Source organism: Rhizobium sp. P2_G9, from assembly GCF_056403475.1.
The window spans coordinates 1-861 of the sequence record NZ_JBFUFK010000130.1 but is presented as its reverse complement, the minus strand read 5'-3'; the positions used below and the strand labels follow the sequence as shown (position 1 = coordinate 861).

Here is an 861-nt window from a genome sequence, read left to right as displayed (position 1 = left end):
CTGGAAACGGTGACCGCCGGCGACATCGCCATCGACGGACGGCGTGTCAACGACCTGGAGCCYAAGGATCGCGACATCGCCATGGTGTTCMAGAACTATGCGCTCTATCCACAGATGACGGTGGCGCAGAATATGGGCTTTGCGTTGGAACTCGCCGGCCGCAGCAAGGCGGAAATCAAGTCGGAAGTGGCGAAGGCGGCGGAAATCCTGTCACTCACSCAGCTCCTCGACCGCAAGCCGGCACAGCTTTCCGGCGGCCAGCGCCAGCGCGTCGCCATGGGCCGCGCCATCGTSCGCCATCCGAAAGTCTTCCTGTTCGACGAACCTTTGTCGAATCTCGACGCCAAATTGCGGGTGAAAATGCGGGCCGAGATCAAGGCGCTGCATCAGCGGCTGAAATCGACCATCGTCTACGTCACCCATGACCAGATCGAAGCCATGAYCATGGCCGACAGGATCGTGGTGATGAATGCCGGCCGCGTCGAGCAGATCGGCACGCCGCTCGAACTCTATGACCGCCCCGCCAACCTCTTCGTCGCCACCTTCATGGGCAGCCCGGCGATGAACATTCTGCCCGCCAGGACAACGGAAGCGGGCCTGTTGGTGGCCGGCATCGCGCCCGTCCCCGCCGTCACCGGCGTGACTGCCGCGATGGAGATTTCCTACGGCATCCGCCCGGACGACATCACCATCGGCGGTGACGGCGCAGTGCCCGCCGAGGTTCTTGTCGTCGAACCGACGGGATCGGAAACACACGTCACCGCCCGCCTGGCGGGACATGAGATCACGATCGTCTCCAAGCAGCGCTTGACTACCCAGCCCGGAGAACTGCTGGCCGTGAATTTGAATTCCGAGCGCCGG

General features: G+C 63.2%; 1 protein-coding gene. It reads left to right on the top strand.

Annotated features, from left to right (window positions below):
- The coding region (locus AC1DYF_RS40300) for an ABC transporter ATP-binding protein (RefSeq protein ID WP_477884543.1) at nt 1-861 on the top strand (861 nt) is incomplete at both ends.